The following is a 22,138-nucleotide window of genomic DNA, read 5'->3' on the forward strand; positions in this document are numbered from 1 at the left end:
CCCAATCCCCAATCCCCAATCCCCAATCCCCAATCATGAGCGTTACTCCTAAATCTGATATCAATTGGCAGCCTTTAGCATCGCCACAAGCAGATGCGAATGCTGCACCTAACTTTTTCGGTGAATTGGTACAAGAGACGTTGGCTTTAACTCGTCGCTTGTTTATTCAGTTGCAACGCCGTCCCTCCACATTGGTTGCCGGAATTATTCAGCCAGTGATGTGGTTGGTGCTATTTGGTGCTTTATTTCAAAATGCACCTAAGGGATTGTTCGGCAGTACGACAAATTATGGGCAATTTTTGGCTGCTGGAGTAATTGTGTTTACAGCCTTTGCTGGAGCGCTGAATGCTGGTTTGCCCGTAATGTTTGATCGCGAGTTCGGCTTTTTGAATCGTTTGTTGGTAGCACCGTTAGCATCACGGTTTTCCATTGTCTTTGCTTCAGCAATCTTTATCATCAGCCAAAGTTTGCTGCAAGCAGCCGTGATTGTTGCAGCAGCCGCGTTTATTGGGGCTGGACTACCAGATGCAACGGGTTTATGTGCGATCGCTCTAATTGTCTTCCTCTTAGCTTTGGGTGTAACAGCCATCTCCCTTGGTTTAGCTTTCGCTCTACCCGGACACATTGAATTGATTGCAGTGATTTTCGTCACTAATTTACCATTATTGTTTGCTAGTACTGCTTTGGCTCCTCTATCCTTCATGCCTCAGTGGTTGCAGGTTGTAGCTACCCTAAATCCCCTCAGCTATGCGATCGAACCCATTCGCTATCTGTATCTCCACAGTAGTTGGGAACTAGGTAGCGTAGTAATGCAAGCTCCTTGGGGTGATGTAACCTTCGGGGGAGCGTTGCTAGTATTGTTTGGCTTTGCCCTTGTCGCCTTACTGAGTATTCAACCCCAACTGCGTCGGACTCTTGCTTAAGATAAAATAGAGAAATTTTAGGGTCAAAACCCCATGAAAAAACCATTTTTACAAATTTCTAGACTCTTTGTCGCTACCGTGGCAGGAATTAGCTTTGCTTCCTTACTCATAGCTCAACCCAGTTCGGCTCAAATCAGCAGCCCAACGGATTCTTTTCCCAGTAATAGTACAACAGACCAAAATACCGATCCCTTCTCCCGTTCAAACTCAGATAATTTCAACATGTTTGACCTGATTCATCGGGCGAATTTCGGGACTCTCAACTGGGATTCTAACCAACAGAACGAACAATTAGACTCAGCAGCAGCAGCCTTTAAAGCCAGACAACAAAACCTAATTCGAGGTCAACAACAGCAACCAACTCTTAGTTTGCCATCGGTTACACTACCATCAGCTACACCACCATCCGTTACACCACAATCAGGTAAGTGAATTCCAAGCAAAGAACCCCAAGCCTGTAGGGCTTGGGGCTGAGACTATTTAAAAAATCCTTAGTTATCAGGTAAAAAACTACAGCCCAAGTGCAGCTAAAATATCGCTAGCATGGTTGGTGGTATTTACATTAGCGTCAACATGGGTAATTTTGCCGTTGGGGTCAATTACGAAGGTGACGCGCTTGGCATAACCGCCGCCATCCACATCGAAAGCTTTGATGAGGGATTTGTCGGTGTCAGCCAGTAGGGGAAAATTCAAATCATATTTTTGGGTGAATGCCTGATGGGAGACTTCATCATCTGCACTGACTCCCAAGATTACAATATCTTTACCTTGATATTGAGACTGGGCATCCCGAAAACTACAGGCTTGTTTGGTGCAGCCTGGCGTGTCATCTTTGGGGTAAAAATACAAAACGACCGTCTTCCCGGCAAAATCAGATAGGGAGACTGTGTTGCCCTTTGTATCTTTGGCGGTAAATGCAGGTGCATCCGTACCAACTGCTAGAGGCATAATTAACCTTTCCTGTTTAAGATTGTTGATGCACTTGAAATTTTACATTAATTTATAATCATTAAATATAATTACTAAAAAATAGCAACCCTATACTTTAGGTAAGCAATTTTTGGTTAAATGAGGTAGTTGGTACAAGAAAAAATATATTCTTATATTAATTTTTATCAGAAGAAAAATTTCTACCCATACATAATGCCTGCTGTTGATTCCCAAAACCCAAATATTTTTGTCTATCCTCAAAGCACAGTAGAGAGAGCCGAGCGATCGCTAGTGTGTTCACCCTTTAATCTATCTTTATTTGAAGTGATGGGACACCAGAGTGTATCAATAACTGCGATCGCCTTAGAAAATGGCCTCAAGCAGGGCTATACTAAACGCCCTTTATCAGAATTAGCGTGTGACAACGCCTTGGGTTGGCTGATCCAAGTAGGTGTATTGCGGCGAGAAGTCGATGGTCAGGGAATTACAGATAGTTTTCGCCTCACTCCTTTGGGTCGCCAGTTGGTGGAACAATATCAGGGAAAAAATTGGCGGACACCTTCATGGCGCGATCGTTTATCCGATGCTGTGATTCGTTGGTTGCGGATACCTTTTTAGAATAAAAAACCAAAGAGTTAGGATTAGGGAATCAAAGGGAACAATATATACGGAAACGTCATATCTATTCATGAAGTCTTTACGATAATCATCTAAATAATCGAAATTTCTGATGGTGCTAGTAAAGAAATGAGGCAGAGAGAAGGGTGCTGCTCTTGCAAGGGGGATAAATTATACAGGAATTCTCCTCCTGTTATCTGCTCCCGTTCGGCTACGCTCACGGCAAGCCTGCTCCCCTGTTTTTTAACTGATGGACGAATTGCCATATAATTGTTCACTCCTAAAAATTCACCCTGTATCCTGAAAAACTAACGAATAACAACTATGAAATCAATTATGGTGGTGGGGACAACATCCCATGCAGGGAAATCACTTTTAACTACAGCTATTTGTCGCATTCTGTCGCGGCGTGGCTGGCGAGTGGCTCCCTTTAAAGGTCAAAATATGGCTTTAAATGCTTATGTCACTGCCAATGGTGGAGAAATTGGCTATGCCCAAGCAGTGCAAGCTTGGGCGGCGGGAGTCGTGCCTTGGATAGAAATGAACCCAATTTTACTCAAACCCCAAGGGGATATGACTTCCCAAGTAATTATCAAAGGTAGGTCTGTTGGTAAAGTTAGTGCCTCAGATTACTACGAGCAATATTTTGAACTGGGGTGGCGGACAATTGAAGAATCACTACAGCATTTAGGAACAGAATTTGACATGGTGGTTTGTGAAGGTGCCGGTAGTCCAGCAGAGATTAACCTCAAGCACCGCGACTTAACTAATATGCGGGTGGCAAAACATTTAAATGCGCCAACGATGTTAGTCGTTGACATTGATCGGGGTGGTGCTTTTGCCCATGTCGTTGGAACTTTGGAGTTATTAGAACCAGATGAACGCGCCTTAATTAAGGGTGTAGTAATTAATAAATTTCGAGGACAGCGATCGCTCTTAGATCCGGGGATAAAATGGTTAGAAGAACGCACAGGTATCCCCGTTATCGGTGTTATACCCTACTTACAACAAGTGTTTCCAGCAGAAGACTCCCTTGATTTACTAGAACGTGAATCCCATAAAGGCCAAACTGACCTCAACATTGCCGTCATTCGCTTACCCAGAATTGCCAATTTCACCGACTTTGACCCACTCGAATCAGAAAGCACTGTTTCAGTAAAATATCTAAGTCCCAAGCAAGATTTAGGACATCCCGATGCAGTAATTATACCAGGTACAAAGACCACAATTGCTGATTTGCTACTGCTGCAAAAAAGCGGTATGGCAGAAGCTATCCAACACTATGCTGCTTCTGGTGGAACGGTTTTAGGTATCTGCGGTGGGTATCAAATGCTCGGTCAAATCATCGCTGATCCTGAAGGGATAGAGGGACAAGCTGGCAGATTTCAAGGGTTAAATCTTTTACCAATCAGAACTGTAATTACAGGACAAAAAATTGCCCGCCAGCGCCAAGTTAGCTCGAATTATCCGCAACCGGGCTTGCCAGTCAATGGCTTTGAAATCCACCAAGGGCGATCGCGCATCGAACAGCAAGGTATAGACCCTCAATCCTACCATGCCCTATTTGACGATATTAATTTAGGGTTAGTGGATAGTTGTCAATCAGTCTGGGGAAGTTACCTCCACGGACTTTTTGACAACGGCCCTTGGCGACGCGCTTGGTTAAATCGCCTCCGTCAACAGCGCGGTTTAAAATCTTTGCCCACAGGTGTTGCTAACTACCGAGACCAGCGAGAGCAGATTTTGGATTCCCTAGCCACTGAAGTTGAAAGCCATTTAGACTTAAGTCTGTTTTTGTCTTAAGCTAAAATGCGTTGAAATGTCATTAGTCATTAGTCATTGGTCATTTACAAATGACAAAGGACTACTGACGAAGGACAATACTAAATTAAATGCGTAACATTGATGATTGTTCGTATCCGCTTTTTACCAGATGATGTCACAGTAGATGCTGAAGTGGGAGAAGCCCTATTAGATGTAGCAGATCGGGCTGGGGTATTTATTCCCACCGGTTGTCTCATGGGGTCTTGTCACGCTTGCACCGTCGAATTAGAGGATGGAGAGATCATCCGCGCTTGTATCACGCCAGTACCGCCACGCGAAGAATTGACAATTAATTTGTTTAGCGACCCAACTTGGTAATTTTTCAACCCTTTAAACCTATACAAGCAGATTTTTAAGTGTAGCGATCGCAGCTTTTTTCCTCTAGTTCTATTTTTAGAACTGTGTAAAATTTTTGCAAGATTAATGCCAAAGAAAATCCGCGAATTGTAGTTTATAACAACATATTTGTTGACAACTTCAAACCTAAGCAAGAGATACACGTATTTTTTAATATGTCTTTAAGTATATTTATTTATGGCAATAATATGGCATTGAGCCGAGATACGTGTAAAAACCAGCATTTCGGGGAACAAAACCCTTGCTATATATAGTCTTTAGCTACTTTTAAGTAAGATTGACACTTACATGAAATTTTGGCGTATGTATCTTTAAGTCCCGTTAACTAGATTTAACATTTAGTGCGTATTCTTTAAATCTTTCCAAATCAGCTTGAATCGTCGATTCAACTATGCGTCCCAAAAACAAGTTATCCATAATTTTGCCAATAATGCCAGGGATGGCGTAGGAAATGGTCATTTTGACAATGCTACTATTCTGGCGATCGTAAAAGCGAATCGCTCCCTGATTCGGCAAACCATCAACCGATTCCCATTGGATAATTTGGTTAGGAATAACTTTGAGAATTCGGGATTGCCAATTAAATTCTAGACTGCCAGTTTTTAATTTCCAAAGAGATATATCTGGATTATCTGGCGGGATTTTCACCGAATCAATCCACTTCATCCACCGGGGCATTTGCTCTAAATCAGACCAGAGGCTCCATACTAAATCTATGGGAGCCTCTACTTCTACCTGCACGGTATGCTCTAACCAATCTGACATTCTCTCTTCTTCCTTCTCTATAAGATGCTTTGCGTAGCTTGCTTCTTTGCAAGAGTACGCGTCCTTTGCGGCTTTTGCAGTTCCTTATCTCTTCAAACTCTCCAAAATCACTTTAGCCGCCCGCCGTCCAGAAATAGTCGCTCCTTCCATGCTGTCGATGTAATCTTGCTGAGTATAACTCCCGGCAAGGAAGAAATTATCTACTGGTGTCTTTTGGTTGGGACGGTATGCATCCATCCCTGGTGCTTCTCGGTAGAGAGACTGAGCAAGTTTTACCACGCTGTACCAAGTCATATTTAGCTCCCGTGACGAGGGGAACAGTTCATGGACTTGCTTGAGGACATGATGTGCGATCGCTTGATTACTTTGTGCAATGAACGGATCTCCCGGTGTCAGCACTAGCTGTAACAATGAACCCTGTCCTGGGCGATAATAATCAGCAGGGCTAGTCAACGCCAAATCAGCAAAACAAGAAAAGTCTGCATCGGCTGTGTACAGCAAATTATCAATTCCAGCCGCGTGCAAAAGCTGTTTACGTTCCTCTCCATCGTTCAGTTCTGTTACCCAACCATCGAAGCGTAGCTGCACTGTTGCTACTGGCACTGCATCCAGTTTGTAAATATTGTCAAATTCTGACCACTTACGCCACTCGTGGGGTAGGATGCGTTGAATTCCTGGAACATCACAGGCAAAAACGTAAGCATCAGCAGTTATAGTTTCGACGGTATCACCTTGGGCAACTATTATACCAGTGACGCGGGTTTGTTCGGCTGACTCAGTAAATTGAATTTCTCGCACTTGCCGACGCGTGTAAACTTTGGTGCCTCTAACTTCTAAATACTCCAGAATGGGCTTGTGCAAATATTCAGATGGAGAACCTTCCAGCATTCGCAAAACAGAGGCTTCAGTTCTGACTGCAAATAACTGGAATATCGTTAACATACAACGGGCAGACATATTTTCGCAATCAATAAATCCCAATGCGTAGGCGATGGGATTCCATAAGCGTTTGATGCTGCCATTACTTCCACCGTGACTGCGAAACCAGTCGGCAAAGCTGATTTTATCTAATTTGCGGATGGTTTTCATTGCCCCGTTAAAGTCTACCAACCCGCGAACAATTGGACTAGTACCCAAAGCGATCGCATTTTGCAACTTATCCTGCAACGATAGTTGGGAAGTAGTGAAAAATGCCTTTAAGCCATTGAAAGGCGCACCTGTAAAGAAGCGAAAATCTAAACCACCAGTGCGCCCCCCTTTATTAATAAAAGTGTGGGTATGTTCTTTGAGGCGTAAGTTTTCTAACACCCCCACTTTCTTCATCAAGTCAAATAGTTGGTAGTAGCAGCCGAAAAATACATGCAAACCCATTTCTAGATGGTTGCCATCTCCATCAACCCAACTGCCAACTTTACCACCCACAAACGGACGAGACTCAAAAATCTCTACTTCACAACCAGCATCAGCTAAATCTATTGCGGTTGCTAGCCCAGCCAGTCCCGCACCTACGATTGCAACACGCATTCCGTCGTTCCTTTTCAGTTTCTTTACAGATTGTAACTGGGTTGGTGTCGGAATTTGCTACTTAATATCAACTCCACCAGCATATTAAAGCATGGCAATGTCGATACTAAAACCTTTTTGATCACTCCTTTTAGTCCCGGTAATTGACCAGACGCGAGAATAACGCGTCTGTATCAGCTAGACAAACTCTTGTCCATAGCGGCGGACTCAAAAAAGTATCATAGCTATTTTTTGGTAACAAAGCAGTTATCTGGTAAGTTGTAAAAGCAACTTCTTACTTATTTACATCTTTGTCGTCATCGGAGACAGGCAAACTTCTAATCAGTTCGCGAATCACATCGGTTGCGGGTCTACCTGTTTGTTGACAATATTTTTCTAGCTTTTCTGCTTCCTGTGTTGCGAGATTGACAGTTATACGTTTAACAGCCCATTTTTTATTTGTCATTATCATGCTATCTGCTGGATATTTACATCGTCGAAAAAGTCTAAATTAAAGAGGGAACCGATAAGGTTATCAGAATTTGTCTCAGGAAACAAGTAATATCATTAATATTAAAATGTTCGTTTTGTCAAAGTATTCATCATTTCCTAAAAAAATTAAAAAAAGACACTTTATTTGTTACTGTTGTGACATGATAAAGACCACATAGTTGCTTTTGAAGATAATAACGCTACTAACAGCATGAGTAAAGCCTGACAATGAAATTTTATAAATGAATTTGAGACACCTACTGTTGACTCAATCAAGATTTCCAAAGTTATTCTCCATCGGAAGTATTTGACCTTCTCTCTTAACCAAGTTCGCCAAACCCACTTGGAGAGAACATCTAGGATAACACCAGAAAATAAAACTTCAGAATCATTATCATGCTGAAATGCTTGCCCAAAGGCGGGTTACAATCGTCTATAGAGGTCGTGAATAATCACTTAAAAGTAGGCAAATAAGCGATCGCTCTAAAACAAACACCCATCTGCACCCATTACTGTAACCACGAAGTTAAGAGCTACTTGAACGGTTATAAATTTTGGCTACCCTCTATCAAGCTGATTGCTTCTTTGCGCCAATATAGTAACCACCAAAAAGGGTATAAAACTGAGTTTTCTGGGTGTATATAGCTGAGTTATTTGGTAAATTCTAACAGCATCATCTGTAATTTTACACAGATAAATGCTCGCTAAACAGATATGATGTTACTTGACTGTTGCCCATAACAATATTTTATTTTTGTTTCATACTTTTAGACTAACTCGCCGTAAAAATACGATGCAATCTGACATGTGTTTTATCTTCTCTCTAGCGATATAGTTTGTTTTAAACTCAGTGATTTTTTTTGATATTCATAGTATTTCTCTATTGTCAGGTTAGATAAATCATTTTTTGCCAATTTTTGTCCTAGAAGTAAGGCAGTAAGTTTTTCACAAATAAAACATAAATTCCTGCCAATAAACTTTAAATTTGCAAACATTTATTATTTAGTAGGTATACTCATAAAAACAATTGTAGATTTTACTTCTTCCATTATGTGTTCATTCTAGCCATTGTTTATACACTTTAAATAATCTTCATTTAGTCTCTAAATAAACTCATTCTCATCCTTTATAAAAAAATTACAAAGAAAAAGATGTTTTATGAAATTTTGCTTAATTATATTGATACATAAGAAGATGCAAAACTCAAAAAATGGTTAAAAAAATATTTCGATATCTAAGTACGTTACCTAGCTTTTATTAAACAGAACCTTGCAGAGAATTTTTTAGAAGTTTGTAATTATTTATACGAATATATATCCAGATGAAATGACTGAAAAAATTTCAAAATACAGCTACTTCATGAAATTGAGGTAAAGTTAGCTTCTAATCATTGGTTACCTATTGCTGTTGACATACAGCAGAATTCAGAGAGAACTTTGATCTCGAAAATCCAGAGCGGAGATTTCCTTTGCTCTGGATTTTTCAATTCAGTAATCCTAAAGGTTCCTCCAGCATTACTAGACCTCTTGCAAAAGTTCCTAACACCCCACCCCCAACCCCTCTTCAAAAATAAGAGGAGGGGAGACAAAGCGTAGCTTTGGCGGGGTGGGGTTCTTATACCATTTTGAATTTTAGACTTTCCTGCAAAACGCACTCGCGTTCGGCAACTTTTGGAGACGCACTCGCGAACGCCAAGTCGAACGATTTTAGATTTTGGATTGGAAAGCGCTTACTGTATCTGGGTTTTCTCTATCCATCTGTCGCAATCATTTTTCAAATTGGTATTATTTTGGATTTATGCAAGAGGTCTACTGAATGGATGTAGTTGGTGTACTTCACCGACTTTAAATCCACTGTAAATGCGGATTGCAAAGTGCTGCACCCTAAGAGGATGTTTGGGTGGAGCGAAGCAATCGCAAGATATGGGATTGCTTCACTACGCTGTTGCTTCCTACCCTACGGGTTCTTTAAAGGCGAACGCAATGACAAACATGTTCTTGTAAAATTGGGATGCTCCCGATGTTTACCATAATATTTTTCAAACATCTTCTAAGAGCTACGCAAATGAAGAGTGCTGAGTGAAAAGATCGCCCACCAAGGTTGAGGTATATACAAATGCAAAAATTCTGAGTACTTTTTACTTCACTCAGCACTCAGTTTGTCAACAGAAGAGGGGTAAACCTTTCCCTTTTTCTCTCCCGAATACAGTTTTAATCAATATGTGAATCAAATACACATCAACTAAGAGCAGTTTGCAAGTAAGTGAGGTACAAAGTGTAGGATTTACGCATCAGATATAAAGAGTTTCTACCTCCTGCCTCAAAACCCGTAGCTTTGCACTTCATGTAAAGGAAAACTGCTGTAATTTCTCATAACCACAATTTAAGATTGAGAATTGGGAGAATTGGTGCAACTATTCAAATTTAACTTGGGGCATCAGTTGAAGAGTGCCAATACCTAAATCTTTAGGTGAAAGCGATCGCGCTTCAAACAAAGCCATCATATCTCGTAACTGAGGATTGCCACGGGAAGCTCCGGTTAGCCCTTTGGCAATGATTAAGCCACAGTAGCCCTTAGTGTTTTTACAGCGCTGATTCCATTTTTTCCGGGCTTCTACATGAATAGGATCTTCATCTAAGAATTCACCGAATAGGAACAATTCGCCATTTTGAGTTTGTAATAAACCCAGGTCGTAGCGATCGCCATCCAAAGGGTCGGCACCTGGATTAAAGCAAATAGCTCTCAGTCCCCCTGTTGCTTCAATTCTTTCAATTACAGTCTTAGCCTTAGGTCGGGAAGTTTGAATTAAAATCACCGGCAAACCGTCACCCACTTGTTTGATTTCACCAGCCGGATGGTAGCTGACTCCCTTTCGCAAGTACTCCAACATTTCCCAGGACACTACACCTAAGCTGAGGAAGGAATCTTCTGGTATTAAGTCATCTTGCAATGATTGGAAATTTGGGGAGTCAAGATTTCCAATGTCCTCATCATCGACATCAAAGCCTGCCATTTCCTCTAATTCTGCTGCTAACTGCGGCATGGTAGAGACTGTAACAGGCAGAGATTTAGTTGCTTCTTCCGACTGTGGCAGAGAAATGCGATAGCGACGGCTGAGGGGAGGGAAAATGTCCTCATGAAGCTGGCGACGGTGATCGCGAATAAAGCGGATCAGGCTTTCGATCGCAACGAAGATTACCAGTGCTTCTTCGTCATACAAAACAGACCGTAGTCCTTCTAAGGGGTGGATATTACCGAAAGTTGGCTCAATTTCTGATAATGGCAGATCCGCCAAATCACTTTCTTCATCCTCATCTTCATCGGTTTCGTCAACACTCTCAAAGGTGAGAAATAAGCAATCTTGCTTAAGGAACGCTTCTTCTAGATGCTCCGTTGATTCTTCATCCGTTAAAACGGCGGCGCGAAACTGTTTTAAAGACTCTTCTGAGCGATAAAACAAAATCCCATACTCCATTCCCAGCATTCCCATAACTGAGGCGTAGAGTGTGCCAACATCCCACTTATTAATCTCGATTGACAAAATTTGCTGTTCTTCCAAAAATTCCCAAGGTGCTGCTTGCCAAATTGCAAATGCTTTCTCTCGCAAGATTTGTGCATACTGTGGGGGTAAGTCGGGGGTTTGACTATCGAGGATGTCAGCGAACCCGCGAAACAGTTCGTCAATTAAAGGCAGTTCTGGTGCGTAGTCAATGGCAATATCTAAATCTTGCAGCACCCCCCGCAGGTAAAATTGGATCTCGCGGTCTTTGACTACAATTCTTTGAGGTCTGGCAGGTCTTGCCGGACTGTGGGGATGCTCCATTGCTTGCATTAAAGTCCGAACTATTGCTTCTGGACCGATATCTGAAGCTACCACGTCCATTCCTCGAACCACACCTTGGGAGTAATCTACCCAAAGGATGCATTCTCCCTTTTCCTCTGAGTCTGAATGCTGGTTTGGTGATGACAACGGACGCCGATCGCCCTCCCATACAGAAGGAATTTGAGTTAATTTCTTCAACCGACGACTGGTAGAGCGATTAAAACTTGTCATAGAGTAAGTTAATCAAAAGAAGCAATTTGGAAGTAAACTTTGGGGGATAGCTAGCCTCGGATTAAATTTTTATGGCTGCACCTGAAAGATAGTTGCTTCTCAGGCTGCCGTAAAACTTGAACTTCAGAAATACCGAATGTATAAATACACTGAATCTCTCAATTCTAGAATAGAAATCTTTGGCTGCTTTTGACGGAGTGTTTACAATTTGGCATCTAACGACATCTAAGCCGCTAGAATGAATACAAAAACACCAAGGGCAACCCAAAGGCATTAACAAGCCGATACAGGGTAACGCTTAGATTAATTAAGGAGTTAAAAAAGCAGATGACACAAGCTATTCAGGCTCAACAACGCGGAATTCTGTTGAGCGAAGCCGCATTGCACCAGGTAAAATCCCTCCGGGACAAGCAAGGCACAGACTTCTGCTTACGGGTAGGAGTCCGTCAGGGTGGATGTTCTGGGATGTCTTACATGATGGACTTTGAAGACACTAGCAAGATCACCCCTCAGGATGAAGTTTTTGACTATGATGGCTTCAAAATTGTTAGCGATCGCAAGAGTCTATTATATCTCTACGGTTTAATGCTCGATTACAGTGATGCCATGATTGGCGGTGGCTTTCAATTCACTAACCCCAATGCTAACCAAACTTGCGGTTGCGGCAAGTCATTTGGGGTGTAATAATTGTCATTTGTCATTTGTCCCTTGTCATTGGACGAAAGACAAATGACTAATGCCCCTTCGGGTGACGCTCGTACCTCGCTACCGCTACGCTAGCACCAGTTGCTCATGGGAGAAACCCCCTTGGCGCTAGCCTCTCCCTTTGGGAGAAGACCGCACTGGCTCACCAATGACTAATGACTAATGACCAATGACTAATACATTTGAATCCCTGTTTGATACAGGTTTGGAACGCTATAAAGCAGGAGAGGCGGTAGATTCTTTAATCCCTGTGTTTAAAGAAGTGTGCGATCGCGCTCCTAAAACTAGTGCTGCTTGGATTTGTTTGGCGTGGTTATATCTACTCGATAATAAACCCAATTTGGCTTACAAAGCTGCACAGAAAGCAGTCAAGTTAAATCCACAAGACCCACAGGCTAGAGTCAATCTGGCCTTAGCAATGCTGGAAACAGGTCAAAAAGGTTTACGAGAACATATTGATATAGCACAGCAGCTAATTTTTGTCAACGAAGAATGGCGCGATGAAATAAAAACCAGTATTGAAGACGGTTTCAGTAGAAAACCAGATTGGCAGAGTTTGAAAAAAGTCAAAAATTGGCTGTTTGAAGAATGAGGATGGAGAGTCGGGAGTCGGGAGAGACGCGATTAATCGCGTACGGTGTAGGGGAACAAGGAGAAATTATTGAATAAGTCTTCTTTCTTGTCTACCTTGTCTCTTGCTAATACCAACTCCCCATTCCTCATTTCCCATTCCCCACTCCCCATTTCCCATTCCCCATTCCAATCATGAAAGATAAATTGTTAAATTGGCTAAACACGATTTTAGTCGCCGATGTTTTTTTGGTTTTGTTTGGCTTTATCTGGTTAGCGATCGCAGCGATCGGTGATTCTGTAGGAGTAAACTTGGGTTTGGATTTGTGGCATAAACTGTGGCAACCCGTGTTTAACCCAGCGATCGGTATCCTGATGGGCGGTGCCATCCTTAGTGGTATTATCAGTTGGGTTTCCAGAAAATTTCTATCTAGTCAATAGACTGGGTACTGGGTATTAGGGACTGGGGACTGGGAAAGAAGCAGGTTAGCAGGGGTAAAATTCCTCTCTTCTGAACCTCTGCCTGTTGTGTCCAATCTTCAGTACCCAGCCCTTTTAATCTATGTAAGAATTTGTGTTAATGCTGACTGCAACTTTGGGTATTTATAGTTAAACCCTGTTTCCAGGGTGCGCTTAGGAAGGACTTGTTGACCTTCTAAAACTACCATAGCCCCGTCTCCTAAAAGAGCTTCGATCGCAAAACCAGGAACAGGCAACCAAGAAGGGCGATTCATCACTTGTCCCAAAGTTTGGCTTAAATCTGCCATTCTGACTGGGTTAGGGGCAGTAGCATTATATACACCTTCTCTTTCCGGTTTAGTTAAAGCTTGCAGAATCAGGTTAACTAAATCGTCTACGTGAATCCATGAGAACCACTGCCTACCACTGCCAATAGGGCCACCAGCGAACAGTTTGAAAGGCGGAATCATTTTACCTAAGGCACCACCATTGCCTAGAACAATCCCAAAACGCAGAATTACCAGCCGCACAGCAGCATCTTTTACCTTTCTCGCTTCTGCTTCCCAGGCTTGACAGACTTGGGCGAGAAAATCGTTACCAGATTGGCTTGTTTCATCAAAGGTTGCCGTTTCGCTGGTGCCGTAGTAGCCAATAGCCGAAGCATTAATTAACACTGTTGGTTTAGGGTTAGCGTTGGTTATTGCTTCAACTATTTTTTGTGTACCTAGCTTCCGGCTATTGAGGATTGCTTGTTTGCGTTCTGGTGTCCAGCGTCCTTCACCAATGGGTTCTCCTGCTAAATTAACTACGCCATCACAACTAGCAATGAAATTTTGCCAAGAACCGGATGTATTTGGTGTATAGGCAACAATTTCTACATTTGGGAAAGCCTCAGATGGAAAAACCTTTTGAGCAAAGGTGGTGTTCCGAGTTAATACTACTATTTGATCGCCTTTTGCGTGGAGTCGTTGTACCAAAAGACTACCAACAAATCCTGTTGCTCCAGTAATTGCTACTTTCATGTTCTACCTCTGCCAAACCTTTATTGTAAAGTTTTTGATCAAACTTTCAGCTTACGGCACTTTCGTTATGCATAGAACAGATGTGAATGTATATCTCGTAATGCCTAATCTGAAAAACTTTGCTTTTGTAATCACTTTTCGTTTAGATGCTTCGGTATTATAGGATGGACAGAGTGTTGCAAGGCTTGGGGCTATTATGGCTCGCTATACCTGTTCATTTACTGTTTCTGTTCCTAGTGACCATCTGTTGCCGTTACTTGTAGAACTTCTACAGGACTGTCAGTTGGATATTCAATACTACACTGGCGATTATATTATCGCTCGTGAGGTTCCGGGCCATGTTCCTTTTCCTAAATTAATCACAGCAGAAGTATTGATTGATAAATCAAAATCTACTGAAACAGAAACCCGGATGAGCATTGTGATTAAAAATGAAGAACTACCACTCCAACTAGATAATTACTGCCGACAAATGTTTGAAGTCATCAAGCAGGCTATTGAAAGTAGCCGCCATTGGCATTTGATTGAAAGTCTTGCAGGATAGCTTTGGTGATTGAATTGACACTCCCACGCCTTCAAGTCGTGGGATTATCAAGCTGTTATTGGTGGTTATAATTCACTCTTCCACATCCTCTAATTCCTCGGCCATACCGGGGTTTATTAGTGTAATATCGTACTCACTCGAATCCGTTTGTCCCAAACGCTGAGTATTTCTTAAAAGGTAATAAATAGCACGTACTTGAGGCCCAAAAACGATCTCGTCTTCATTTCTGAGATCGTGAGCTGGTATTTTACGTCCATTAATCATCAAACCATTGGAACTAGGCTTGCCTTTGGCATCGCCATCTACAATCCGGTAATAGTAGCTATGACTATTATGATCTCGTGGCAATCTCACTAATGTGGCATGGCGGCGGGAGACAAACTGCGACATCAAACGGATATTACACTCACGATCTCTACCGATAGAGTAGACGGGGTGCTCCAGAGAAAATTCTTTGCGACCTTGATCGTCTTCAATAATCAGTAGATGGTTTTCATTGGTTTCTGCTGCCATTGACAAATTGGTGGAACTGTGATTAATCAATATTTGTTTAGTATCGTATCTTGCCATTTTCGCGCACCATAAGTCTGTGGTGCTGATCCAAATAAGCTTTAAAGTTGCATAATACCTTGAAAGAGTAGAACATATTCGTTCTACTCCACTAGCTATGATAGCTTTGGTAAGCGTCCCAAGAGGCTTTATGGGCTGCGTAAAAGCTGATGGGGCGACTCAGTTTAACAAGAGAAGGGAAATTTTACGGGTGATGAGCTAATCGCCGTAATAATATTGAGTTTGTGACGACGCTAACAGAGCTAAAAGCCATTAGTGCAGCAGCACCAGATGGGTTAAGCACAAAACCCAAACTAGGGAACAAAACGCCTGCTGCTAAAGGAATACCAACTGTATTATATGCAAAAGCCCAGAATAAATTTTGGCGGATTTTGTTGAAGGTGGCGCGACTAAGCTGAATAGATTCGACGACATCGTTTAAGCGATCGCGCATTAGGACAATTTCAGCAGTTTCCATCGCCACATCTGTCCCGGAGTGTAAAGCAATTCCTACATCTGCTTGGGATAAAGCTGGAGCATCGTTGATTCCATCTCCTACCATTGCCACAACGGATTGGGGATTAGGAATTGGGGATTGGGGATTGGGAAGAATTTTTCTTAGTCTCCAGTCCCTAGTCCCCAGTCCCTCGTTCTGGAGTGCTTGTATTGCAGCCGCTTTTTTCGCTGGGGGAACACCTGCTATTACATCAGCACTATCTAATCCTAGTTGTTTGGCTATGGCATTAGCTGCTTCTTGGCGATCGCCACTGAGCAACATTACTCGTAAGCCCATCTGACGTAACTTGTCTACGGTAGATTGGGCATCTGGTCTGAGGGTATCAGAAACAGCAATTAACCCGGCTAAAGTTCCCCCAACAGCTACGCAAACGACTGTTTTACCATCTGTTGCCAAATCCTGTGCTACCTGTTGTGCAGTTTCGTTAATGGAAATGCCGTGCCAACTCAACCAGTCCCAGTTACCCAACAGTACAACTTTACCCTCTACGACAGCAGATACCCCTAGTCCTGGTTCCGTGTGAAAGTCCACAGCCTCTGGAATAGATAACTGTTGCCCCTGTGCTTCTTGCTGAATCGCTTTTGCTAGGGGGTGGTGAGTACCACTTTCTACGGCTGCTGCTAGTTGAATCAGGGAGTAGGGAGAGACGCGATTAATCGCGTCTGTACTGGGGAGTGGGGAGTGGGGTTCTTTACTCCCTACTCCCCATGCCTCTAATCCCCCACTCCCCATTTCCTCAATTAACAGACAATCTGTGACAATGGGATTACCCGTGGTCAAAGTGCCGGTTTTATCAAAGACTACGGTGTTTAACTTGTGTACTTTTTCCAAAACATCGCCGCCTTTGATTAACAGACCCCGTTCTGCGCCCATCGCAGTCCCGACAAGAATGGCTGTTGGTGTGGCAAGTCCCAAAGCACAGGGACAGGCGACTACCATAACTGCGATCGCTAGCTTTAAGCTGATTAATAAAGGGGAGTGGGGAACTTCATGTGTAGTGTGGCTGATCATTTCCATACCACTAGACATGCTGACATCAGTCCAGATGTGAGTACCAAAAAAGTACCAAAAGACAAATGTTAATACAGATGCTGTTAGCACCCCGTAGGTAAAGTAACCAGCTACTGTATCTGCTAATTTCTGTACTGGGGCTTTCCGAGTTTGGGCGGCTTCTACTAAGGCGACAATTTGAGCTAAAGTTGTATCACTTCCAGTACGGGTTGTCTGAATAGCGATCGCTCCTGATTGGTTTAGCGTCCCTCCTGTCACCATATCGCCTGGTTGCTTGATTACTGGCACGGCTTCCCCAGTCAACATGGATTCATCCACCGTTGTTTTACCAACCACTACTTCACCATCGACAGGAATTTTATCACCTGGCAGCACTTGTACCCATTCACCAACACGCACCTGTTCAGCAGGAATCTCTACGCTAGAAGATCCCATTCCTCCTTTCTCTGGGTTGGGAATCAATCGCGCTAAGAGTGGCTGGAGTGCTAACAATTTCCTAAATGCGGCAGCAGCACGACCTCTAGCTTGTTGCTCTAATGTCCTTCCTAAGAGAATAAAGCCCAGCATCATTACTGGTTCGTCAAAGAAGCACTCCCAACCCATTTTGGGAAAAAGCAACGCTACTAAGCTAGCAATGTAGGCTGTCAGCGTTCCCAATCCCACGAGGGTGTTCATGTTAGGCGCATTTCGCCGCCAGCCCAGCCAGCCATCTACTAAAATCGGGCGACCGGGAATTAATAGTGCTACTGTCGCCAGTCCACAGTGAAACCAGATGTTATTTAGTACTGGTAGCATTGAGCTACCAAGATTACCAAAATGTCCACTTCCCGACAATAACAGCAAGATTGCAGCGATCGCTAACTGCCTTATAGAAGATCGCATTTCTTTGCGTTGTCGTTCTGCTGGGTCTGGTAAAGTAGATATCTCGCCTGCTACTGTGCCACTAGTTTTTCGGGGTTGAGTCGGGAATCCAACGGCTGTTAATCTCTGTGCTAGTGCATCTGCATCTACCGCACCAGTTTCTGACTCTACAACTGCTACCTCTGTGGCCAGGTTCACACAGGCACTCTTGACTCCTGGATGTTGGGTTAGCTGTCGCTCTACTGCATTCACACACCCAGCACACTTCATACCCCCAACATCGAGAATAATTTTCTCTAGGATTGGGTCAAATTCTGGGGCTAGCTTAGTTTTTGGGACAAGTTGCATGGCAAGTGTTTAGATTCGCTACAGAAATTCAACGCCTGACTAAAAGCGTCTCTAATTTGAGCGTAGGCGAAATATGGAACTATGACTGTATGTCAACCCTATTAAATTTCTTAATTTATCGGATCTCGCTGAGGGTCAATGACTGTTCCATACCGCGTTACTTTATAAAACTTACAGAGTGTGGGTAACACATTCCATTGTTACTTATAAGTGTTAACCTACGTTTTAAGGCTTAAATGATCCAATTTAAATTGAAGAAAATTTTTAATGAAATTAACTCAAAAACTGGGCATTGCTACTGCTGGTCTTGTTCTGGGCTGCGCTGGTGTTGGTTTACCTTCTGCGGCACAAGCTGCAACATTCCTCTTTGACGGGAGCGGCACACCCGAAGCTGTTGGTTGGCAATTATACAGTTCTGTAGATCAACTGAATGGTGCGATAAGGGTGACACCACAATTCACTGGTAGACCGAGTGATGTCTTGAGTGTTAGTACTACCGGAACAGCAATTAATCTGTATACCAGAGAGATTGATGCTACTAACTATATAATTTCAATGGGTGTAAAAGTACTGCGTTCTTCTTTCAACTCTTTCGACTATGGTTTGGGTTTGTCACCCTTCACCCTAGATCGTGCTAATTCATTAACTATAGGCGAAAAAAGTATACAGTGGTCTGACTTAGTAGGGGATAGCTTTGCAATCGACACTTCTGTTTTTCATGAATATGCAATTAGCTATATAGATGGCAACCTGAATGTCTACGTGGATAACTCTTTTGACGACATCATTGCAGGTACTGCGACTCCTGTACTAACACGTATTGGTGTAACACCACAAGACGAAAGTATAGTTGGTACTGTGGCATTTGGCGACCAGTCTAATGACAGTATTGATTTCCCTAATTGTTGTGTGAATTCAGCTTACCAATTGGATTTTATTCGATTTCAGTCACTTGATAACGTCACCTCAGTACCCGAACCCAGTACTAACCTTGCTCTCTTCTTCTTTGGACTTGGTGGCTTACTCATAAACAAGAAGCTAGCATCTTCTCGAAGAAGATAATTTAAACACCTTGCATGTAATGCCAACTCAGAAATATTTTACATTAGTTTTTAATTTTGAGAGAAGTCAAAGCGGCGGCTTCCCTGGACTCTGAGCGCCGGAAATCTGAACTTCTCCTATCGGAGACGCTACGCGAACGGTGATTTGGAATTTTAAATTCCCCCACAAAGGGTTGACGGCTCCAGCGTAGATAAGTCACATAGATAATAGCTACCACCTGCATTGGCATGATTACAATCAGGCTTTTTAAGAAATAGTTAATTTCCAAATGAGACATAACGCTGAAATACCCTATGCCCAATAAGAAGAATATTCCCCAGTTAAGCTGTTTAGGTTTGAGAATGAGCATATCAAAATGCAACGCGAAAGTCATTAGTCATTAGTTATTAGTCATTAATCCAAGAGAAACCACGCCCACAAGAGACGTGGTTTGAATTAATCCTAATTATTAGTTTTTTTTGCCCAGAAGGGGCGAGGTATGTACCAAAAACTTTTTATCAATAAAAAGAGAAATAATCAGCCTCCAGCATGAACTACCTTCTTGCACTAAAACCAGCCCTGCTTCTTCACAAAGTAGGTATTTACAAATTCTTCAGGGGGCTTATTCAAGTAGATCATGCCTTCAATTAAACCTACAATTAGCATAATTAACAAGGCAATACCGTAGGTGAAAGAACCTCCGACTACAGAAATCACTAACATGATAAAGCCTTCTGGAGCGTATCCTAGAATAAATTTATGAACCCCAAATCCTCCAAGGATAATGCCACAGTAACCAGCTAGAAGTTGTTTGGTAGGGTGACTGGGGTTGAGATTTGACATATTTTGTGCTGCTCCTTGATAAGTGATGTATAAAAATAAAGTCTTTATTGTAATCAAAGCAAATACATTTACTTGCTTAATAAATATATTTTTAATTTTTTCAGTACAAGTAAGCCCCAAGACAAATAACTAAAATCAGCGTACTTCTATCCCAGAGGAGACGTTAAAATTTCTTCCGGCTATGCCGGAAAATTTGGCGCTCCTTAATAACTTTTGGTAGATTTGATGATTGCAAACCCTGGTGCGGCAATTTTGCAGATTTTTAAATAAGACATTTATCTTAAGAAGGATGAACCTCAATAATCAGCGAAAACTGCTACACCACTTTTTACAAGTCCATCAGTATTATTTCCGGATTTTTTTGCGATGCCGAATAGCCCGTGGTAGACATCGCTTCCATCGGGCGTGAAACGCCATCGCACCAATGACGAGATATAACTAGTAAATTGTTCTTACCTATGCAGATAAAATCAGATATTTTTGTTTTTAGCAATAGTAATTATCTAGTACTAATTACTACCTAAAACAAATAAACTTAATAATGTACCACTATTCCAGAGGCTGTGGAGGAGCATAGGAGCAAGGAGGTTGCGCGATCGCGTGTAAACGACCCCTAAGACAATCCCCAATGCAGTCAGGGGAAGAATTTCCGACAAACTGAGGTGAGCGATCGCAAACAATAAGCTACTGATCAGAATCGCTCCCCACACGGGTAAGTAGCGAGTTAGAGAGGGTAACAAAAAGCCGCGAAACAGAATTTCTTCAAAAAATGGAGCTGCGATCGCTGCTGTAAAGAAAAATATCCCAAGTGCTACACCATCTTGGCTTTCTAGCGCTAATTGCAACAGGGGGTTACTACCACCCTGTCCTTGCCATAGCTGTTGATTGATCAAAGATACCACCACAACTATAGGTAAAGCCGCGCAATAGCCTCCCAGTCCCCACAAAAACCATTTATCTTGAAAACGGAAGCGAAACCAAAATTCTGGTAATGGAAAAAAGCGCTTGAGAGAAAAATACAGCACTAACAGCGCACCCGATGCTACCAGTAAGTAACTAACTAAAACATAAAAAGCCTGAAGTCGCACATCACCCACAGGACGCGGGATCGGGAGGAGTGATAGCAATAAAGGCACAAAAATTTGCCCCATGAAGAAAAAGCCGACGACAAAAACCTGCAAAATCGTTTCACCATCCCAAGGTGTTGACCAAAGGACATCAGCATTTTGAGCTAGTAACGAGGCTTTTCCTTTCAACAAGCGTTGAGCAAATAAGAAAATCAGCAGTATTAGACCAGTTAAAGCTGCCAAGGTGGGAATAGTGCCAATAACTGCTAATTTGATCACCGCTTGAGTAGCAGATTCTTGTTGTGCTGCTTTAACTGCTGATAAAGCATCTTGTCGTTGCTGGAGTTGGTATAGCTGAACCAAAGCAGTAGAGCGGAACCAACCTTCTAAATTCTTTTGAATCCGTTCTTGAGAATTTTGGAGCAGACGGGGAGGATTGCTCCACAGTCCACTTAATACAACTGCGGTTTCTCCAAATTCTGGATTGATATCTGAGCGTTGTTGTAATTTGCTCCAAGTTTTAAGAGCTGTATCCGTCTGTCCTTGCTGTGCTTGTAAAATTCCTAGCCGCAGGTCTAATTCAGCGAGTAATTTTTGTAATTGCTTGAGGGACTGCTGTAACTGTTGCTGTCCTTGTTTAGAAGTTTTAGTAGTGGGAGGAACGTCCGGTAGAGGTTTCGGAGGTATGGGAGTTATTTCAGGTTGAGAGCGTAATTGTGCAAGTTTATTGTTAACTTTATCTAAATTAGCTTCAACTGATTGACGCGCCTCTTGATACTGCTTTGTGGCGTTTTCCAGGGGTTGCTCACCAAGTATTGCGTCCCGAATCGCCTGGAGATTGCTATCACTGCTATCTTCTGATTGCCAAGCTTGGGCTTGTAGAGCAATATTGGTTTGGTATAGTTCTAGGCGACTTTGGAACTGAGGTTCTTGCCAACTACCGAATAAAGCTGAAACTGCCAACAGAACTGCTATAGGCGTCAGTATAAAAATTAAAATCAACCGCTTGAGTGTCATCTATCCCCCTTTAACTGACCAGTGGGGAGCGCGTCCCCCTTGGGAATTATCGCAAGAAAAAGTCAGAGGTGGATAGATATCATCAATATTATAAGTTTGCTATGAATCTGCGATGTCT

21 protein-coding genes are annotated in these 22,138 nt (G+C 42.5%); 10 read left to right on the forward strand and 11 right to left on the reverse strand.

All coding sequences use genetic code 11. The annotated features are described in order from the left end of the window. Positions 1-35 precede the first annotated feature (35 nt). Together ACFFAP_RS00740 and ACFFAP_RS00745 are read left to right on the forward strand one after the other, a co-directional pair. Entirely contained in the window at positions 36-923 is an 888-nt protein-coding gene (locus tag ACFFAP_RS00740) for an ABC transporter permease (protein WP_375509477.1), read from the forward strand. 33 nt (positions 924-956) lie between these two features. Then, a complete protein-coding gene (locus ACFFAP_RS00745; protein WP_375509422.1) occupies positions 957-1,355 on the forward strand; it encodes a hypothetical protein in 399 nt (132 codons plus the stop codon). Positions 1,356-1,433: 78 nt separating this feature from the next. Here ACFFAP_RS00745 and ACFFAP_RS00750 read toward each other — a convergent pair whose 3' ends face one another. Further along, entirely contained in the window at positions 1,434-1,871 is a 438-nt protein-coding gene (locus tag ACFFAP_RS00750; RefSeq protein WP_375509423.1) for a peroxiredoxin, read from the reverse strand. A gap of 195 nt (positions 1,872-2,066) precedes the next feature. Here ACFFAP_RS00750 and ACFFAP_RS00755 point away from each other — a divergent pair, with 195 nt between their 5' ends. From ACFFAP_RS00755 to ACFFAP_RS00765, 3 genes are all read left to right on the forward strand, one after another. Continuing rightward, a complete protein-coding gene (locus tag ACFFAP_RS00755) occupies positions 2,067-2,471 on the forward strand; it encodes an Npun_F0494 family protein (protein WP_375509424.1) in 405 nt (134 codons plus the stop codon). A 324-nt stretch (positions 2,472-2,795) separates the two neighbouring features. After that, entirely contained in the window at positions 2,796-4,274 is a 1,479-nt protein-coding gene (gene cobQ, locus ACFFAP_RS00760) for a cobyric acid synthase CobQ (RefSeq protein ID WP_375509425.1), read from the forward strand. Between the two features lie 102 nt (positions 4,275-4,376). Next, a complete protein-coding gene (locus ACFFAP_RS00765) occupies positions 4,377-4,613 on the forward strand; it encodes a 2Fe-2S iron-sulfur cluster-binding protein (RefSeq protein WP_375509426.1) in 237 nt (78 codons plus the stop codon). A gap of 360 nt (positions 4,614-4,973) precedes the next feature. On the opposite strand, the gene ACFFAP_RS00770 is transcribed toward ACFFAP_RS00765, so the two are convergent. The 4 genes from ACFFAP_RS00770 to ACFFAP_RS00785 all read right to left on the reverse strand — a co-directional run bounded on the left by ACFFAP_RS00770 (position 4,974) and on the right by ACFFAP_RS00785 (position 11,466). Next, entirely contained in the window at positions 4,974-5,417 is a 444-nt protein-coding gene (locus ACFFAP_RS00770) for an SRPBCC family protein (protein WP_375509427.1), read from the reverse strand. An 84-nt stretch (positions 5,418-5,501) separates the two neighbouring features. Then, positions 5,502-6,941 carry a 9,9'-di-cis-zeta-carotene desaturase gene (gene zds, locus ACFFAP_RS00775; protein WP_375509428.1) on the reverse strand — a complete coding sequence of 480 codons (1,440 nt, stop codon included), beginning with the start codon at positions 6,939-6,941 and terminating at the stop codon, positions 5,502-5,504. A 274-nt stretch (positions 6,942-7,215) separates the two neighbouring features. Beyond that, on the reverse strand, positions 7,216-7,392 hold the full coding sequence (locus ACFFAP_RS00780; protein WP_181985004.1) for a CopG family transcriptional regulator: 177 nt from the start codon (positions 7,390-7,392) through the stop codon (positions 7,216-7,218). A 2,433-nt stretch (positions 7,393-9,825) separates the two neighbouring features. Further along, positions 9,826-11,466, reverse strand: coding sequence for a DUF6930 domain-containing protein (locus tag ACFFAP_RS00785; RefSeq protein ID WP_375509429.1), 1,641 nt, complete (start codon positions 11,464-11,466; stop codon positions 9,826-9,828). 327 nt (positions 11,467-11,793) lie between these two features. Between ACFFAP_RS00785 and ACFFAP_RS00790 the strand changes: the two genes are divergently transcribed. From ACFFAP_RS00790 to ACFFAP_RS00800, 3 genes are all read left to right on the forward strand, one after another. Next, positions 11,794-12,150 (forward strand): iron-sulfur cluster assembly accessory protein, encoded by a 357-nt coding sequence (locus ACFFAP_RS00790; RefSeq protein ID WP_179069217.1) that lies wholly within the window; start codon positions 11,794-11,796, stop codon positions 12,148-12,150. 190 nt (positions 12,151-12,340) lie between these two features. Beyond that, complete coding sequence (locus ACFFAP_RS00795) at positions 12,341-12,763, forward strand: tetratricopeptide repeat protein (RefSeq protein ID WP_375509430.1); 423 nt, start codon at positions 12,341-12,343, stop codon at positions 12,761-12,763. Positions 12,764-12,936: 173 nt separating this feature from the next. Further along, entirely contained in the window at positions 12,937-13,182 is a 246-nt protein-coding gene (locus ACFFAP_RS00800; protein ID WP_375509431.1) for a hypothetical protein, read from the forward strand. A 119-nt stretch (positions 13,183-13,301) separates the two neighbouring features. On the opposite strand, the gene ACFFAP_RS00805 is transcribed toward ACFFAP_RS00800, so the two are convergent. After that, positions 13,302-14,222 carry a TIGR01777 family oxidoreductase gene (locus ACFFAP_RS00805; protein ID WP_375509432.1) on the reverse strand — a complete coding sequence of 307 codons (921 nt, stop codon included), beginning with the start codon at positions 14,220-14,222 and terminating at the stop codon, positions 13,302-13,304. A 196-nt stretch (positions 14,223-14,418) separates the two neighbouring features. Between ACFFAP_RS00805 and ACFFAP_RS00810 the strand changes: the two genes are divergently transcribed. Next, positions 14,419-14,766, forward strand: coding sequence for a hypothetical protein (locus ACFFAP_RS00810; protein WP_375509433.1), 348 nt, complete (start codon positions 14,419-14,421; stop codon positions 14,764-14,766). A 72-nt stretch (positions 14,767-14,838) separates the two neighbouring features. Here ACFFAP_RS00810 and ACFFAP_RS00815 read toward each other — a convergent pair whose 3' ends face one another. Together ACFFAP_RS00815 and ACFFAP_RS00820 are read right to left on the reverse strand one after the other, a co-directional pair. Continuing rightward, positions 14,839-15,336, reverse strand: a complete 498-nt coding sequence (locus ACFFAP_RS00815) for an FHA domain-containing protein (protein WP_375509434.1) — start codon at positions 15,334-15,336, stop codon at positions 14,839-14,841. A gap of 184 nt (positions 15,337-15,520) precedes the next feature. Next, positions 15,521-18,052, reverse strand: coding sequence for a heavy metal translocating P-type ATPase (locus ACFFAP_RS00820; RefSeq protein WP_375509435.1), 2,532 nt, complete (start codon positions 18,050-18,052; stop codon positions 15,521-15,523). 267 nt (positions 18,053-18,319) lie between these two features. Between ACFFAP_RS00820 and ACFFAP_RS00825 the strand changes: the two genes are divergently transcribed. Next, positions 18,320-19,114, forward strand: coding sequence for a hypothetical protein (locus ACFFAP_RS00825; protein WP_375509436.1), 795 nt, complete (start codon positions 18,320-18,322; stop codon positions 19,112-19,114). A gap of 43 nt (positions 19,115-19,157) precedes the next feature. On the opposite strand, the gene ACFFAP_RS00830 is transcribed toward ACFFAP_RS00825, so the two are convergent. The 3 genes from ACFFAP_RS00830 to ACFFAP_RS00840 all read right to left on the reverse strand — a co-directional run bounded on the left by ACFFAP_RS00830 (position 19,158) and on the right by ACFFAP_RS00840 (position 22,020). After that, a complete protein-coding gene (locus ACFFAP_RS00830; protein ID WP_375509437.1) occupies positions 19,158-19,391 on the reverse strand; it encodes a hypothetical protein in 234 nt (77 codons plus the stop codon). Between the two features lie 269 nt (positions 19,392-19,660). Next, positions 19,661-19,936 (reverse strand): TM2 domain-containing protein, encoded by a 276-nt coding sequence (locus ACFFAP_RS00835; protein ID WP_375509438.1) that lies wholly within the window; start codon positions 19,934-19,936, stop codon positions 19,661-19,663. 509 nt (positions 19,937-20,445) lie between these two features. Next, entirely contained in the window at positions 20,446-22,020 is a 1,575-nt protein-coding gene (locus ACFFAP_RS00840; RefSeq protein WP_375509439.1) for a lysostaphin resistance A-like protein, read from the reverse strand. Positions 22,021-22,138 lie beyond the last annotated feature (118 nt).

This window comes from uncultured Nostoc sp. (assembly GCF_964245575.1).
GTDB lineage: Bacteria > Cyanobacteriota > Cyanobacteriia > Cyanobacteriales > Nostocaceae > Nostoc.